This window comes from Methylobacterium sp. 13MFTsu3.1M2, from assembly GCF_900112625.1.
Classification (GTDB): Bacteria; Pseudomonadota; Alphaproteobacteria; order Rhizobiales; family Beijerinckiaceae; genus Methylobacterium.
On record NZ_FOMM01000016.1, the window covers coordinates 22,732 to 37,909 of the forward strand.

16 protein-coding genes are annotated in these 15,178 nt (G+C 69.6%); 11 read left to right on the forward strand and 5 right to left on the reverse strand.

Annotated elements, in window-relative coordinates:
* The first annotated feature begins 7 nt into the window (after positions 1 to 7).
* On the forward strand, positions 8 to 595 hold the full coding sequence (locus BM314_RS16720) for a histidine phosphatase family protein (protein WP_091979092.1): 588 nt from the start codon (positions 8 to 10) through the stop codon (positions 593 to 595).
* Here BM314_RS16720 and BM314_RS16725 read toward each other — a convergent pair whose 3' ends face one another.
* The 5 genes from BM314_RS16725 to BM314_RS16745 all read right to left on the reverse strand — a co-directional run bounded on the left by BM314_RS16725 (position 596) and on the right by BM314_RS16745 (position 5,465).
* Positions 596 to 1,312: a hypothetical protein gene (locus BM314_RS16725; RefSeq protein WP_091979094.1), complete on the reverse strand. Its 717-nt coding sequence runs from the start codon at positions 1,310 to 1,312 to the stop codon at positions 596 to 598.
* A 61-nt stretch (positions 1,313 to 1,373) separates the two neighbouring features.
* Entirely contained in the window at positions 1,374 to 2,366 is a 993-nt protein-coding gene (locus BM314_RS16730) for a nickel/cobalt transporter (RefSeq protein WP_091979095.1), read from the reverse strand.
* Positions 2,357 to 3,031 carry a DUF1007 family protein gene (locus tag BM314_RS16735; protein WP_091927041.1) on the reverse strand — a complete coding sequence of 225 codons (675 nt, stop codon included), beginning with the start codon at positions 3,029 to 3,031 and terminating at the stop codon, positions 2,357 to 2,359. The genes BM314_RS16730 and BM314_RS16735 overlap by 10 nt, the downstream gene beginning before the upstream one ends.
* A gap of 123 nt (positions 3,032 to 3,154) precedes the next feature.
* Complete coding sequence (locus tag BM314_RS16740) at positions 3,155 to 4,060, reverse strand: amino acid ABC transporter substrate-binding protein (RefSeq protein ID WP_091979097.1); 906 nt, start codon at positions 4,058 to 4,060, stop codon at positions 3,155 to 3,157.
* Positions 4,061 to 4,184: 124 nt separating this feature from the next.
* The gene (locus tag BM314_RS16745) at positions 4,185 to 5,465 is read right to left on the reverse strand and encodes a dicarboxylate/amino acid:cation symporter (protein ID WP_026605096.1); all 1,281 of its coding nucleotides are present in this window, start codon (positions 5,463 to 5,465) and stop codon (positions 4,185 to 4,187) included.
* Positions 5,466 to 5,707: 242 nt separating this feature from the next.
* Here BM314_RS16745 and BM314_RS16750 point away from each other — a divergent pair, with 242 nt between their 5' ends.
* The 10 genes from BM314_RS16750 (at position 5,708) to BM314_RS16795 (ending at position 15,172) form a co-directional block, all read left to right on the forward strand.
* A complete protein-coding gene (locus BM314_RS16750) occupies positions 5,708 to 6,625 on the forward strand; it encodes a branched-chain amino acid ABC transporter permease (protein WP_020094234.1) in 918 nt (305 codons plus the stop codon).
* Positions 6,625 to 8,019 (forward strand): high-affinity branched-chain amino acid ABC transporter permease LivM, encoded by a 1,395-nt coding sequence (gene livM, locus BM314_RS16755; protein ID WP_091979099.1) that lies wholly within the window; start codon positions 6,625 to 6,627, stop codon positions 8,017 to 8,019. Before BM314_RS16750 ends, livM begins: the two co-directional genes overlap by 1 nt.
* Positions 8,019 to 8,909 carry an ABC transporter ATP-binding protein gene (locus BM314_RS16760; protein ID WP_091979101.1) on the forward strand — a complete coding sequence of 297 codons (891 nt, stop codon included), beginning with the start codon at positions 8,019 to 8,021 and terminating at the stop codon, positions 8,907 to 8,909. Before livM ends, BM314_RS16760 begins: the two co-directional genes overlap by 1 nt.
* The gene (locus BM314_RS16765) at positions 8,906 to 9,703 is read left to right on the forward strand and encodes an ABC transporter ATP-binding protein (protein ID WP_020094231.1); all 798 of its coding nucleotides are present in this window, start codon (positions 8,906 to 8,908) and stop codon (positions 9,701 to 9,703) included. Before BM314_RS16760 ends, BM314_RS16765 begins: the two co-directional genes overlap by 4 nt.
* Positions 9,704 to 9,875: 172 nt before the next feature.
* Entirely contained in the window at positions 9,876 to 10,244 is a 369-nt protein-coding gene (locus tag BM314_RS16770) for a DUF6867 family protein (protein ID WP_026605095.1), read from the forward strand.
* Positions 10,245 to 10,293: 49 nt separating this feature from the next.
* Complete coding sequence (locus tag BM314_RS16775; protein ID WP_091927044.1) at positions 10,294 to 11,415, forward strand: branched-chain amino acid ABC transporter substrate-binding protein; 1,122 nt, start codon at positions 10,294 to 10,296, stop codon at positions 11,413 to 11,415.
* 391 nt (positions 11,416 to 11,806) lie between these two features.
* On the forward strand, positions 11,807 to 12,730 hold the full coding sequence (locus BM314_RS16780; RefSeq protein WP_020094228.1) for an amino acid ABC transporter substrate-binding protein: 924 nt from the start codon (positions 11,807 to 11,809) through the stop codon (positions 12,728 to 12,730).
* Between the two features lie 89 nt (positions 12,731 to 12,819).
* The gene (locus BM314_RS16785; RefSeq protein ID WP_059409257.1) at positions 12,820 to 13,542 is read left to right on the forward strand and encodes an amino acid ABC transporter permease; all 723 of its coding nucleotides are present in this window, start codon (positions 12,820 to 12,822) and stop codon (positions 13,540 to 13,542) included.
* Between the two features lie 56 nt (positions 13,543 to 13,598).
* Positions 13,599 to 14,291: an amino acid ABC transporter permease gene (locus tag BM314_RS16790; RefSeq protein WP_056533906.1), complete on the forward strand. Its 693-nt coding sequence runs from the start codon at positions 13,599 to 13,601 to the stop codon at positions 14,289 to 14,291.
* A 152-nt stretch (positions 14,292 to 14,443) separates the two neighbouring features.
* Complete coding sequence (locus tag BM314_RS16795) at positions 14,444 to 15,172, forward strand: amino acid ABC transporter ATP-binding protein (protein WP_056534124.1); 729 nt, start codon at positions 14,444 to 14,446, stop codon at positions 15,170 to 15,172.
* Positions 15,173 to 15,178: the final 6 nt, after the last annotated feature.

The following is a 15,178-nucleotide window of genomic DNA, read 5'->3' on the forward strand; positions in this document are numbered from 1 at the left end:
GAGATCCATGCAGGACAAGACCCGCATCGTCTGCATCCGCCACGGGCAGTCGACCTTCAACGCCGCCCACCGGCACGGGGGCGGCGATCCTGGCCTGCCCGACGCCCGCCTGACCGAGCTGGGCCAAGCCCAGGCCCGGGCCGCGCGGGAGCGGCTCCGGCCGATCCCCTTCGATCTCGTGGTGGTCTCGCCCCTGACCCGCGCCATCGAGACCGCGGCGATCCTGTTCGGCGAGCATCCGCGCCGGCCGCGGGTGCTGGTCGAGGTGCTGCACCGCGAGTGCCAGGAGAGCAGCTGCGATGTCGGCCGGGCCGCCTCGGAGATCGCCGCGGAATTCCCCCACCTCGATGTCGGGCACCTGCCCGAGGTCTGGTGGCACGCGGAGCCGGGCTGCGAGGTCGGCGGCTACCCAGTGGAGCCCCGCCCCCTGTTCGACGCCCGGGTCGCGGCGTTCCGCGACTGGCTGCGGGCCCGGCCGGAGACCACCATCGCGGTGGTCGGCCACGGGACGTTCTTCTACCACCTCACCGGCACGTTCCTGGAGAATTGCGGCACCATCGATTTCGATCTCGACGCCGCGCCCGCGGCGGCCTGATCAGGCCGGCACCCGGGCGCGCGCCGCGTCCATGCGCTGTCGGGCGCCGGCGACGGCGATCTCCGGCGCCTGCCGGCCGATGGCGAGGGTCTCCGCGAGGATCGCGCAGGCCTCGGCCCAGGTTCCGGTCAGGAACGGCGCCGCCCCCTCGGCCACCTCGGCGGCGCACCGCGCGTCCTCGCCGGCGCGTTCCGCCGCCGTCGCGGTGCGGGACACCGCCGCGATCAGCGCGCCTTCCCGCCAGCGCCGCGCCTGGGCCGCCGCCTGCGCGCGCGCCCCGCCCCGCCACGCGGCCGCGCGGGCCGCCGCCAGGGCCGCGGGCCAGTCTGGCGCGCCGGAGCAGGCTTCCGCGTCCTCGACCATCCCGGCGACCGCGCAGAGCGGCGCCAGAATGCGGCGGACGCTCTCCAGCGCCAGCTGCCGGGTGCGGGCGGCCTCGATCTCCGCCGTGTCGGCGCTGCCCGACAGGCGCAGGACGAAGGCCATCAGCTGCGGCCGCACCTCGTCCGGCATGGCGTCGTTGAGCCCGAGGGCGTAGGCGGCGGCCGGCCGCGAGAAGCAGGGTGGGCAGTCCGCGCTGGAGCGGATCGCCCGGTAGGGCAGGCCCGCGGCCACCATCGCGGCCTCGTTGATGCAGGTCCCGCCGTCTGGCCCGGGGAAGGGATGCGATCCGGCGAGCAGACGCCAGTTCAGGATCGTCGCGAAGTCGGGATGCATCGGCGCGCGCTCCGTCTCGGTCGCGCAGCGTGGCACGCCGCGCCCCGGAAGGCGAGGCCCTTCAGCCGCCGAGGCCCGGGGCGAGGCCCGAGAGCATCGCGGCGCCCAGGACCAGCACGAAGGCGGCGGCGACGAGTTCGAGGCCACCGAGCGCCAGGAGTCCGGCCTGTCCCCGTCCGCCCGCGAGGCGCAGCGCCACCCGCTTGGCGAAGACCGCGAGGCAGGCCAGGGCCGTCGTGGTCAGCGCGGTGCCGAGCGCCATCGCCAGGACCGCCAGCACGCCGGCGCCGGGCACGCCCTGCGACACCGCGAAGACGAGGACCAGCACGGCGCCGGCGCAGGGGCGTGTCCCGGCCGCCAGCACCACCCCGGCCCGCTCGCGCCACGTGTCGAGGGTGTCGAGGGCCTGCGGTTCCGGCAGGTGGCTGCAGCCCGGGCCGCAACCCGCGCCGAGATTGGCGAGGCGACCGGCCTTGCGCCACGTCAGGACCAGCCCGATCAGGGCCACGAGGGCGAAGCTCACGGTCTCGATCAGGGTGCCGGCCCGGGTGATGCTCGCCGCCGTGGCGTTGAGGACCAGCGTGCCCAGGCCGACGATCGCCCCGGCCACGCAGGCCTGGAGCAGCGCGGCGCACACGCTCAGCGCGGCGCCGCGCCGGAGCGCCCGCTCCCCCGCCAGGATGTAGCCGGCGATCACCGCCTTGCCGTGGCCCGGGCCGGCGGCGTGGAACACGCCGTACGCGAAGGCGAGGCCGATCAGCGGGGTCCAGCTGCCGCCGCCCCGCAGCGCGCTCACCGCGGCGTTGAGGCTGTGGGAGAAGCTCGCCTGCAGCGCCAGGATGACGCCGCCGAGACCCGTGGCGGCCGGCGCGGCCTCGCGGAAGCCGATCCCGAAGGGCGAGCGCGGCGGCGGCGCGGCGAGGCCGGGCGCGACCAGCCACGCGATCGCGGCCGCGAGCAGCGCGGCCAGCGCGATGGCCGCGGCCATGAGGCCGAGCCTCAGTCCCAGCCGTCCCGCCCCAGCGGGGGCGACGATCCCGATGCCTACGGACATGCCACGAGAACCCGGCTGGCGAACTGCACCCCGTAGGTCGAGGCGGCGGTGAGCGCCTCGAAGAAGGCCTCGGTCATGCCCGGCGACCCGGCATCGGCCGTCTTCGGCTGCTCGGTCTTCGGCCGGGTGACCGTGGCGGCGCAGCCCTGGGGCGCACCCGCGAGGGTGGCGGCGTCCGCGCCCTCGGCGAACGAGAAGGCGACGAAGTAGGTCGGGTCGTAGACCTCCAGCGCGGCGACCCCCCGCCCCTGCTGGACCGGGGTCTTCAGGGGCAGCAGGAAAGTCATGACCAGCGCCCGGTCGTCCATGTGCGCCGCCGGCTCCTTCGGATCGCCGAAGGCCTGCTCCTTGCCGCCGACCTTCAGCTTCGTGAAGTAGCCGAACTCGGCGAGGTTGGCGGTGTTCTCGGCGGCGAGCCCGGCGAGTTCCTCCGGGCTGAGCTTGCCGTCCTTGTTGGTGTCGAGGCCCTGCGTGACGAAGGCCGTGTACTCGGGATCGAAGCTCCACGTGTCGCGGACGCCGACGAGCTTGCCGTCCGCGTAGACGAGCTGCGCCTTGGCGGTCACCCAGACGTGCGGGTGGGCGGAGGCCGCCGAGGCGGCGCAGCCGAGGGCGGCGGCCAGTGCCAGGGCGAGCGGTTTCGGGCAGGGCGCGGCGATCAGCATGGACGGTGGCACGCTCGCGGCGGGAGGGAAGCGATCAGGCCGCGTCTTCCTCGCGTGCCGGTTGGGCGAAAGCGAGGCGCCGTCCGGTCGTCGCGCCTGTCCCCGCGCCTGTCCCCGCGCCGGTCACTCGCCCCCGTCGAGGCCCATCAGCTGGAAGCTGACCCGCAGGTCGTTCGACATCGGGATGTCGAGGCGCTCGCCGTTGGGCAGGCGCTTGAGGAACCAGCGCTCGTAGGTCCAGCGCAGTGCCCGCGACTCGGCGAGCCGCGTGAAGGTCTGCTGCACGAGGCCGGCGAGTTCCGGATCGTCCTTGCGGAACATGATGCCGTAGGGCTCGTAGGAGAGCTTGTCGGGCAGCACCGTGTAGTTCGCCCCGTCCTTCGCGTCCGTGGCGATCAGCCCGTAGAGCAGCACGTCGTCGGTGGCGAAGGCGTCGGCCTTGCTGGCCTTGACCATCGCGTAGGAGGCAGCGTGGTCGGGCGCCGTCACCACCTGCGCGTCGATCTTCAGGCGGGCGAACTGGTCGCGCACGGCCTTCTCGTTGGTGGTGCCGGCCGTGACCACCACGGTCTTCCCGCCGAGATCGCGGTAGGAGGCGATGCCCGATCCGCGCTTCACCAGCAGCTGCGTCGCGCTGATGTAGTCCACCGGCGAGAAGGCGACCTGCTTGCGGCGCTCGGCATTGGCGGTGGTCGAGCCGCATTCGAGGTCGATCTTGCCGGAGGTCACCGCCTCGATGCGGCTCTCGGCCGTGACCGGTGCGTAGCGGATCTTCACCGGCCGGCCGATCGCCGCCTGGATGTCGTCCGCGATCTCGCCGCAGAGGTCGATGGCGTAGCCGATCGGTCGGGGGCTCCCGTCCGACTGCTTGCCCTCCACGAAGGAGAACGGCACCGAGCTCTCCCGGTAACCGAGGACGATCTCTCCGCGCTCGGCGACGCTCCTGAGCGTCCCGGTGAGCACCTCGACGGCGGAGGCGGGCGTCGCCGCCAGCGCCAGCGCCAGAACCGCGACGAGCCGCATCGTCATCACTCCGCCTCCGAAGGGCACCGAACAAGCCACGCCGCGATTCAGGGCACCCGTGAGAGCGCTCTTGAGAGCGGCCGTCCTGCGCCCGCCATCGCGGCGCGCGCAGATTTCCCCGGACCGGCCCCTACTCCGCGGGCGAGGCCACCGTGCCGACATGGTCGAGGCGCTGGTCGGTGGTGCTGAGCTGGCCCTCCCACTTGGCGACCGCCACAGTGGCGACGCTGTTGCCGAGCACGTTGGTGGCCGACCGGCCCATGTCGAGGAACTGGTCGATCCCGATGATCAGCAGCAGCCCGGCCTCCGGGATGTTGAAGTGCGACAGCGTCGCCGAGATCACCACCAGCGAGGCGCGCGGCACGCCGGCCATGCCCTTCGAGGTCACCATCAGCAGGAGAAGCATCGTGAGCTGCTGGCCCCAGCTCAGCGGGATGTTGTAGGCCTGCGCGATGAACATCACCGCGAAGGTGCAGTACATCATCGAGCCGTCGAGATTGAACGAGTAGCCCATCGGCAGCACGAACGAGGTGATCCGGTTCGGCACCCCGAACTTCTCCAGGTTCGAGAGCATCTTGGGGTAGGCGGCCTCGCTCGACGCCGTCGAGAAGGCCAGCACGAAGGGCTCCTTGATCAGGTTGAACAGGCGCATGATGCCGCCGCCTCCGAGCAGCAGGAAGCCGACGCCCATCAGCAGCGTCCAGAGCACGCCGAGGCTGATGTAGAACTCCACGAGGAACTTGCCGTAGGTCACGAGCACGCCGATGCCCTGCGTGGTGATCGTCGCCGCGATGGCGGCGAACACCGCAACGGGGGCGAACATCATCACGTAGCCCGTCACCTTGAGCATGACGTCGGCGATGCCCTCGATGCCCTGCGCGAGCAGGCGGCCCTTCTCGCCGAGGGCGGCGAGGCCCACGCCGAAGAAGATCGAGAAGACCACGATCTGCAGGATCTCGTTGTTGGCCATCGCCTCGACAGCGCTCTTCGGCACGAGGTGCGTCACGAACTCCTTGAGCGAGAGCGAGGCCGCCTTGAGCCCGGTGCCGGCCCCGGCATCGGGCAGCGGCAGGTTCAGGTTGTGGCCGGGCTGCATCAGGTTGACCATGATGAGGCCGAGCATCAGAGAGCAGAACGAGGCGCCGACGAACCAGAGCAGCGCCTTACCGCCGACCCGGCCGACAGAGGCGGTATCCCCGAGATGGGCGATGCCGACGACCAGCGTGGAGAAGACCAGCGGCGCGATGATCATCTTGATCAGGCGGAGGAACACGTCGGAGACCAGCGCGATGTAGCCGGCGATCTCCTTGGCGGTCTGCGGATCGGGCCAGGTGATGCTGCAGGCGTAGCCCACGGCGATGCCGAGGAGCATGCCGATGAAGATCATCGTCGTGAGTCGCGACCCTGCCATCGGTACTGCTCCTCGCCTGGGCCCGGGATGATCGAGCATTGCAATTCGTTAACGTGTCGCAGGAACTGCGCCACACGCAAGCCCGGCCAGGGGGCGTTACTGGCGTGGTCGACTGTTTTCACGCGACGCTCGGGCGGCGATGAAACCGGTGGCCGGTGTGCTACGGCTGCGGTACGAGACTTGCCCCGCCAAGCTGCCTGCGCTCTCCGTAGGCGGCCCAAGCAACCTGCGCGCGAGAGTTCATGGACGTCTTCGTACAGCAGCTCATCAACGGGCTGACGCTCGGCTCGATCTACGGCCTGATCGCGATCGGCTACACGATGGTGTTCGGCATCATCGGCATGGTGAACTTCGCCCACGGCGACGTCTTCATGGTCTCCTGCTTCATCGCGCTCATCACCTTCCTGCTGCTGACGGTCTGGCTCGGGGTCAGCTCCATCGCGCTGGCCTTCCTGGTGGTGCTGGTGGTCGCCATGGTGCTGACCGCCCTGTGGGGCTGGGCGATCGAGCGGGTGGCCTACCGGCCGCTGCGCGGCTCGTTCCGCCTCGCGCCGCTGATCTCGGCGATCGGAGTCTCGATCTTCCTGTCAAACTTCGTGCAGGTCGTGCAGGGCGCGCGCAACAAGCCGACCCCGCCGATGCTGTCGGGCGGCATCACGCTGTTCGAGCGCGACGGCTACGCGGTGTTCCTGGCCTGGAAGCAGGTGCTGATCATGGCGGTGACCGCCGTGCTGCTCACCGGCTTCTGGTACCTCGTGCAGCGCACGCCCTTCGGCCGGGCGCAGCGCGCCTGCGAGCAGGACCGCAAGATGGCGGCGCTGCTCGGCATCGACGTGGACCGCACGATCTCGCTGACCTTCGTGCTCGGCGCCGCGCTCGCGGCCGTCGCGGGCGTCCTCTACCTCATGTACTACGGCGTCGTGTCCTTCTCGGACGGGTTCGTGCCCGGCGTGAAGGCGTTCACGGCGGCGGTGCTCGGCGGCATCGGCTCGCTGCCCGGCGCCGTGCTCGGCGGCTTGATCATCGGCCTGATCGAGACCTTCTGGTCGGCCTACTTCTCCATCGAGTACAAGGACGTCGCCGCCTTCTCGATCCTGGCGATCGTGCTGATCTTCATGCCGTCGGGCATCCTGGGCCGGCCCGAGGTCGAGAAAGTCTGATGGCCGCCTCGCAGAACGCTCTCCCCGGCTCCGCGATGGCCGGCATCCTGCGCGACGCCGCCCTCTACGCCCTCGTCACCTTCGGCCTCTGTGTCCCGATCATCGCCTACCGGACCGATCCCGGGCCCGGGAGCGAGCTGGTGCTCGTGCCGCGCTGGGGGCTGGTGGCGGCGCTCTGCGCGGCGATCTTCGTGCTGCGCCTCGTCCAGCGCCTCGTGCTGCTGCGCCGCGACGCGCGGCGGGCGCTGACCCCCTCCCCGGCCCAGGCCACCGAGGCCGTGCACGGCGAGCCCGATGCCGGGCAGAAGACCTCGAAGGTCGGTCTCTGGCTGTTCATCTTCGTCGCGCTGACCCTGCCGATGATCTCGGCACTGGCGACCGGCGGCCTGTCCTCGGCCCGCTACTGGATCGACCTCGGCATCCTGATCCTGACCTACGTCATGCTCGGCTGGGGCCTGAACATCGTGGTCGGCCTCGCGGGCCTGCTCGACCTCGGCTACGTCGCCTTCTACGCGGTCGGGGCCTATTCCTACGCGCTGCTGTCGACGACCTTCGGCCTGTCGTTCTGGGTCTGCCTGCCGCTGGCGGGCCTGTTCGCCGGCCTCTGGGGCATGATCCTCGGCTTCCCGGTGCTGCGCCTGCGCGGCGACTACCTCGCCATCGTCACCCTGGCCTTCGGCGAGATCATCCGCCTGGTCCTGATCAACTGGACCGACGTCACCGGCGGCGGGGCCGGCATCTCGTCGATCCCGCGGGCGACTTTCTTCGGCATCCCGTTCACGGCGGGCGAGGGCGGGTTCGCCGCGACCTTCGGCATCCCGTACGATTCGATGCACCGGCTGATCTTCCTGTACTACCTGATCCTCGGGCTGGCCCTGATCACCAACTTCGTCACCCTGCGCCTGCGCCGCCTGCCGATCGGGCGGGCCTGGGAGGCCCTGCGCGAGGACGAGATCGCCTGCCGCTCGCTCGGCATCGACACCACCGCCACGAAGCTCACGGCCTTCGCGCTGGGCGCGGCCTTCGGGGGCTTCGCCGGCTCGTTCTTCGCCGTGCGCCAGGGCTTCATCAGCCCGGAGAGCTTCAACTTCCTGGAGAGCGCCATCATCCTGGCGATCGTCGTCCTCGGCGGCATGGGCAGCCAGGTCGGCGTCGCGATCGCCGCGGTGGCGATGGTCGGCGGGCCGGAGATGCTGCGCAACCTCGGGTTCCTGAAGGCCGTGTTCGGCGAGGGCTTCGACCCCAGCGAGTACCGGCTGCTGCTGTTCGGGCTCGCCATGGTGGCCATGATGGTCTGGCGGCCGCGCGGCCTGATCTCGGAGCGGATGCCGTCCGTGTCGCTCGGCCGGCGGCGCGCGGTCTCGGGCGCCCATGTCAGCGAGGGGCACGGCTGATGGCGACGTCCCCCCTCCCCCCGCCGGTGCTCACGGTCGAGCACCTGACCATGCGGTTCGGCGGCCTCACCGCCGTCTCCGACCTGTCCTTCGAGGCGCGCCGCGGCGACATCACCGCGCTGATCGGCCCGAACGGGGCCGGCAAGACCACGGTGTTCAACTGCATCACCGGCTTCTACAAGCCCACCGAGGGCATGCTGACGCTGGCGCACGCCGACGGCACGGCGCACCTGCTGGAGCGGCTTCCGAACCACAAGGTGAACCGCACCGCGCGAGTCGCCCGCACCTTCCAGAACATCCGCCTGTTCCAGGGCATGACCGTCCTGGAGAACCTGCTCGTCGCCCAGCACGCGCCGCTGATGCGGGCCTCGGGCTACACGATCCTCGGGCTGCTCGGCCTCAAGACCTACCGGGACGCGCAGGCCGCGGCGATCGAGCGGGCCAAGGCCTGGCTCGAGCGCATCGACCTGATGAAGCGGGCGGATGATCCGGCGGGCGCCCTGCCCTACGGCGCGCAGCGGCGCCTGGAGATCGCCCGGGCGATGTGCACCGACCCGGTCCTGCTCTGCCTCGACGAGCCGGCGGCCGGCCTCAACCCGCGGGAATCGGCCGAGCTGAACGGCCTCCTGCGCCACATCCGCGACGCGCACGACACCTCGGTGCTGCTGATCGAGCACGACATGTCGGTGGTGATGGAGATCTCCGACCACGTGGTCGTGCTCGATTACGGCGTGAAGATCGCCGACGGGTCCCCCGCCGAGGTGCGGGCCGACCCGAAGGTGATCGCCGCCTATCTCGGCGTCGAGGACGAGGAGGTCGAGGCCGTGGAGGCCGAGGTCGGGATCACCGTGCCGCACGGGGACGCGGCGCACACGGGAGCGTCGGCATGAGCGTCGCCGGCATCAACGTCCTCGTCGAGGAGACGCGGGCGATCCAGGCGGGACGGAAGCCGCCGCTCCTCGCGGTGCGCGACGTCTCGACCTATTACGGCAGCGTCGCGGCCCTGCGCGGGGTCGACCTCGACGTGGCCGAGGGCGAGATCGTCACGCTGATCGGCGCCAACGGCGCCGGCAAGTCGACCCTGATGATGACGATCTTCGGCAGCCCCCAGGCGCGCTCGGGGACGATCACCTACGACGGCCGCGACATCACCCGGCTGCCGACCCACGCGATCGCCCGGCTCGGCATCGCCCAGTCGCCGGAGGGGCGCCGGGTCTTCCCGCGCATGACCGTCTACGAGAACCTCCAGATGGGCGCCGCGCTCCATGACGGGCGCTTCTTCGCCGAGGATCTGGAGAAGGTCTGCACCCTGTTCCCGCGGGTCAAGGAGCGCCTCAACCAGCGCGCCGGCACCATGTCGGGCGGCGAGCAGCAGATGCTGGCCATCGCCCGGGCGCTGATGAGCCGCCCGCGGCTGCTGCTGCTCGACGAGCCGTCGCTCGGCCTCGCGCCGCTCGTGGTGAAGGGCATCTTCGACGCGATCCGGGAGCTGAACCGGACCGACGGCATGACGATCTTCCTCGTCGAGCAGAACGCCTACCACGCCCTCAAGCTCGCCCATCGCGGCTACGTGCTGGTCAACGGGCGGGTCACGATGAGCGGGACGGGTCGGGCGCTGCTCGACGACCCGAACGTCCAGGCCGCCTACCTGGAGGGGGGCCATTCCGGCCCGGTCGGGGCATGATGCCGTTGTCGGTTGATGCCATTGGCATCCCCGTCTTTGCGAGCGGAGCGAAGCAACCTACGGCGGCGCCACACCTTTCGAGGCTGCGCTCCCCTGGGTCACCTCGCTGCGCTCGCGATGACGGCGAGGGGCGCGTTAACCGAAGCAATCGACCGGACATCACATGAGCATGCTGCAGGGGATCCTGTACGAGGAGCCGTCGGCCTGGCTGTTCCTGCTGGTGACCGTCGTGATGGGCGGGTGGGCCGGATGGATGGCCGCCCGCGGCATCGCCCGGGGCTGGCGGCCGTTCTGGCAATGCGCCCTGGCGCTGCTTCTGGTGGCAGCCGCCGTGCGCTTCATTCACTACGCCCTGTTTTCGGGCACCCTGCTGTCGCTGCACTACTATGCGGTCGACGCGGTCATCGTCATGATCATCGGCGCTGCGGGCTTCCGCTACACGCGGACGCGCCAGATGACGAGCCAGTACCGCTGGCTCTACGAGAAGACCTCACCGCTGACATGGCGCGCACGGGCGCCCGCGGCCGGCGAGGTCCGATGAGTGCGGCCGGATCCGCACGTGCGGTCCTGACACTTAGGGGAAGTACGCGATGAGATCGATTCTGCTGGCCGGGCTCGCCCTCGGCGCCATGGCGGCGGCCGCGCAGGCCGCCGAGGTCAAGCTCGGCGTCGCCGCGCCGATCACGGGCAACAGCGCCGCCATCGGCGCGCAGCTCAAGAACGGCGCGAGCCAGGCGGTCGAGGACCTCAACAAGGCCGGCACGCTGAAGGGCACGACGCTGACCGTGACGGTCGGCGACGACGCCTCCGACCCGAAGCAGGGCGTCTCGGTGGCCAACAAGTTCGCCAGCGACGGCGTGAAGATGGTCGTCGGCGACTACAACTCGGGCGTGTCGATCCCGGCCTCCGACGTCTACCTGGACGCCGGCATCATCCAGGTCACGCCGGCCTCCACGAACGTGAAGTTCACCGAGCGCGGCATGTGGAACACGTTCCGCACCTGCGGCCGCGACGACCAGCAGGGTGCCGTCGCCGGCAACTACCTGGCCGATCACTTCAAGGGCAAGAAGGTCGCCTTCGTCCACGACAAGACCCCCTACGGCAAGGGGCTGGCCGACGAGACGCTGAAGGCCTTCAAGGCCAAGGGCGGCAAGGAGGTCATGTCCGAGGGCATCAATCCGGGCGAGAAGGACTACTCGGCGCTCGTCTCCAAGCTGAAGTCCGCCAACGTCGACGTCGTTTATTTCGGCGGCTACTACACCGAGGCCGGGCTCATCCTGCGCCAGATGCGCGATCAGGGCCTGAAGGCACCGATGATGGGCGGCGACGGCATGGTCGACCGCGAGCTGGTGGCGATCGCCGGTCCCGCGGCCGAGGGCACGCTGACCACCTTCCCGCCGGACGCCCGGAAGAACCCGAACGCCAAGGCGGCGCTCGCCGCCTTCAAGGCCAAGAACATCGATCCCGAGGGCTACACGCTCTACTCCTACGCGGCCGTGCAGGTCCTCGCGAAGGCGATGGCCGAGACCGGCTCCAGCGACGGCAAGAAGCTCGCCGACTGGCTGCACCAGGGCAAGCCGGTGGACACGGTGGTCGGGCCGATCGCCTACGACAAGAAGGGCGACATCACCCGGCCCGACTACGTCATGTACGAGTGGAAGAAGGGACCCGACGGCAAGATCGACTACAGCGGCAATGAGCTGACGAAGTAAGCCGCGGTCACGAACCGGGTTTTCAGTCCGACGCCGCCTCCCGATACCGCGGGGGGCGGCGTCGTCGTTTTCTATACCGTGGATTCGTCAGCTTTCCGGGCGGATCCGTCCTCCGCACCGCGTGCGTACGCCTAAGAAGTGTGCATGATGCCGCCGGCGCGAGCGTGAGGCCGGCTCAGCGCTTGGGAGGAGGCCATGAGGACGGCAGGGACCGCATCTGCGGACGTGCGCAGAGGCTTGGCCGCAACTTGTCCGTACTCAGCCGCAGGCTCGCGCGGCGCTTCGCCCCTTCTCCCGGCACCATCATTGCAAAGGCGTCGCCCGAGCGGGCGGGCCCGCGTACCCCGCCGCCGGCCGATGTCGTTCGGCCCGATCCAGGAGTTCCGTACCGATGCAGTCTGATATCGCTCGCCGCGGCGCCGCCGCGGCGCTGGGCCTGACCCTCGCCCTCGCTCCGATGAGCGTCGGGGCGCAGGAGCTGACCGGCACCCTCAAGAAGGTGAAGGACGCCAACGCCATCGTCATCGGCTACCGCGACGCCTCCGTGCCGTTCTCGTATCTCGGCGCCGATCAGAAGCCGATCGGTTACGCGATGGACATCTGCTACAAGATCGCCGACGCCGTGAAGGCCAAGCTCAACCTCCCGAACCTCGAGGTGAAGCTCAACCCGGTCACCTCCGCCACCCGCATCCCGCTGATGGCGAACGGCACGATCGACCTCGAGTGCGGCTCGACCACCAACAACGCCGAGCGCGAGAAGCAGGTGTGGTTCACCAACTCGCACTTCCTGACCGCGACCCGCTACGTCTCGAAGAAGTCGGCCAACCTGCACACGATCGAGGACCTGAAGGGCAAGACCGTCGTGTCGACCTCGGGCACCACGAACATCAAGCAGATCAACGAGGCCAACACGGAGCGCAAGCTCGGCCTGACGATCCTGCCGGCCAAGGACCACGCCGAGGCGTTCCTGATGGTCGAGACCGGCCGCGCCGCCGCCTTCGTGATGGATGACGTGCTGCTCGCCTCGCTCGCCGCCTCGTCGAAGGACCCCTCCGCCTACGAGATCTCCACCGAGGCCCTGTCGAAGCCCGAGCCCTACGGCATCATGCTCCGCAAGGACGACACGGAGTTCAAGAAGGTCGCGGACGACGCCACCGCCAAGCTCTACACGAGCCCCGAGGGCAAGGCCCTCTACGACAAGTGGTTCACCCAGCCGATCCCGCCGCGCAACATCAACCTCAACCTGCCGATGAGCGCGGAGATGAAGAAGCAGTTCACGACCCCGATCTCGAGCCCCGATCCGGCGGCCTACTGAGACCCGTTCGGTCCGGTTTCATGCCATGATGCGCACCGCGGGCTCCGGCCCGCGGTGCGTCTCTGTAAGTTCACAGTAGAAGCGGCGCGATGAACTACAACTGGAACTGGCGGATCTTCTTCGACGCCTCGCCGGAGGGCAACGGCACGTATCTCGACATGCTGCTCTCGGGGCTCATGTGGACGATCACGACCGCGCTCTGCTCCTGGGTGATCGCCTTCTTCCTGGGCTCCCTGGTCGGCGTGCTGCGCACCCTGCCGTCGAAGCCCGCGAACGCGATCGGCACGGCCTATGTCGAGCTGTTCCGCAACGTGCCGCTGCTGGTCCAGATGTTCCTCTGGTACTTCGTGCTGCCCGAAGTGGTCCCGACCCGGATCGGCGACGCGATCAAGCAATTGCCGGACGCGCCGTTCTACACGGCGGTGGTCTGCCTCGGCTTCTTCACCGCGTCGCGCGTGGCCGAGCAGGTCCGCGCCGGCATCCAGTCGCTGCCGCGGGGCCAGCGCATGGCCGGCACCGCCATGGGCTTCACCACCTATCAGACCTACCGCTACGTGCTGCTGCCCAACGCCTACCGGATCATTCTGCCGCCGATGACCTCGGAATTCCTCAACAATCTCAAGAACACGTCGGTGGCGCTGACCATCGGCCTGCTGGAACTGACCGCCCGGGCCCGCTCGATGCAGGAATTCTCGTTCCAAGTGTTCGAGGCCTTCACGGCCGCGACGATCCTCTACGTGATCATCAACCTCGTGGTCGTCACGGCGGCGACCTTCCTGGAGAAGGCGGTCGCCATCCCCGGCCAGCGCTGAGGGCCGCCCGCTTCCGCTCCGCCACCCCGCCCGACGGCCACCGGTAACAGGCCCCGATGCTCTCGAATTTCGACTTCTCCGTCATCGCCTCGTCCCTGCCCTACCTGTTCGGTCAGGGCATGGTCTTCACCGTGACGCTCACCGCCATGGCCGCCGTGGGCGGCGTCATCATCGGCACGCTGCTGGCGATGGCGCGCCTGTCGGGCATTCCCGGCCTGTGGCACCTCGCCAAGGCCTACGTCGAGCTCTGCCGCTCGCTGCCGCTGGTTCTGGTGATCTTCTGGTTCTACTTCCTGGTGCCGTATATCGGCGCCTACCTGACCGGATCCTCGACGCCGATCCAGGTCGGCGCCTTCCCGTCGGCCCTGATCACCTTCATGGCCTTCGAGGCGGCCTACTTCTCGGAGATCATGCGCGCCGGCATCCAGTCGATCCCGAAGGGTCAGACGGCCGCCGCCCAGGCCCTCGGGATGAACTACTGGCAGACCATGGGCAACGTGATCCTGCCCCAGGCCTTCCGCAACATGCTGCCGCTGCTGCTGACCCAGACCATCATCCTGTTCCAGGACACGTCGCTGGTCTACGTGCTCTCGCTCACCGACTTCATGGGCGCCGCCTCGAAGGTCGCCCAGCGCGACGGCCGTCTCGTCGAGATGTATGTCTTCGCCGCCGTGGTCTATTTTGCGATCTGCTTCTCGGCCTCGTACCTCGTGCGCCGCCTGCAGCGCCGCGTGGCCATCATCCGCTGACCGACACTGGAGACCGTGTCATGACCTCGTCCCCGATGCCGGCCCCCACCGCCGCCGAACCCGTCGCCGATGCCAGCCACGCGCCGAAGGATGCCGGCCTGCAGCCGGGCAGCCTGATCTCCGGCGCCCAGGCGGTGGCCCCCGGCGAGACGATGATCGCCATCGACAACATCAGCAAATGGTACGGCGACTTCCAGGTGCTGACGAACTGCAGCACCCAGGTCGCCAAGGGCGAGGTCGTGGTCGTCTGCGGTCCCTCGGGCTCGGGCAAGTCGACCCTGATCAAGTGCGTCAACGCCCTGGAGCCCTTCCAGAAGGGCCAGATCACGGTGGCCGGCACGAAGGTCGCCGACAAGGCCACCAACCTGCCGAAGCTCCGCTCGCGGGTCGGCATGGTGTTCCAGCACTTCGAGCTGTTCCCGCACCTGTCGATCACCGAGAACCTCACCATCGCCCAGCGCAAGGTGCTGGGCCGCAGCGGCGAGGACGCGAAGAAGCGCGGCCTCGACCTGCTCGCCCGCGTCGGCCTGGGAGCCCACGCGAACAAGTTCCCGGGGCAGCTCTCGGGCGGTCAGCAGCAGCGCGTGGCCATCGCCCGGGCCCTCGCCATGAACCCGGTGGTGATGCTGTTCGACGAGCCGACCTCGGCGCTGGACCCCGAGATGGTCGGCGAGGTGCTCGACGTGATGGTGGAGCTCGCCAAGGAGGGCATGACCATGATGGTCGTGACCCACGAGATGGGCTTCGCCCGCAAGGTCGCCGACCGGGTGATCTTCATGGATCGCGGCGAGATCGTCGAGGACGCTCGGAAGGACGAGTTCTTCGGCAGCCCCCGCTCCGAGCGTGCGCAGACCTTCCTGTCGAAGATCCTGCAGCACTGACGGCGG